The sequence below is a fragment of the Labrys miyagiensis genome (genome assembly GCF_030160835.1).
In the GTDB taxonomy this organism is placed as follows: domain Bacteria; phylum Pseudomonadota; class Alphaproteobacteria; order Rhizobiales; family Labraceae; genus Labrys; species Labrys miyagiensis.
The window spans coordinates 1-661 of sequence record NZ_BSPC01000073.1 but is presented as its reverse complement, the minus strand read 5'-3'; the positions used below and the strand labels follow the sequence as shown (position 1 = coordinate 661).

General features: G+C 59.9%; 1 protein-coding gene. It reads left to right on the top strand.

The features are described from left to right. On the top strand, positions 1-661 hold a 661-nt coding region (locus tag QQL24_RS31925; protein WP_284316357.1), incomplete at both ends, for a transposase.

The following is a 661-nucleotide window of genomic DNA, read 5'->3' as shown; positions in this document are numbered from 1 at the left end:
CGATCGTTTGTGACCTGAAGCGCAGGCGACCGATCACTCTGCTGCCGGACCGAGCTCTGGATACCTCTCAAGCTTGGCTTGCTGAGCATCCGTCGATATCGACGGTGGCCCGCGACCGCGGCGGTGGCTATGGCGAAGCAATTGCTCAGGCACTGCCTGACGCCGATCAGGTGGCCGATCGCTGGCACCTTATGGAGAACTCAAGCCGAGCTTTTCTGGATGCCGTTGGCAAGTCTATGCGCCAGATCCGGCAGGCGGTCGGTAGCAATGTCGTCGATCCAAAGCTTTTGACCTATGCGGAACGGCTACAGTACGAAGGATATCTGCGTCGACAGGAGACGAATGAGGCCATCGGGGAACGGTCAAAGAAGGGAACCTCCATTCGCCAAATTGTCCGGCAAACCGGTCATAGCCGGAAGCTTGTCCGCGATGTTCTGAGAGGCCAACGCTTCGACGTGTTCCGGACGCGCCCGAGTTCCCTGGATAGCTGGCTGCCTTGGCTCAACAGCCGCTGGGAAGAAGGAGCTCGGAACGCCTTGGCCCTCTGGCGAGAGATGCGGACAAAGGGTATTGTTGGACAAAGCGGCGTCGTCTCGCAATGGGTGCAGCGCCGACGTCTGGCACAGAAGGCCAACCAAAGCGGGCTTGCGCGAACACCGTC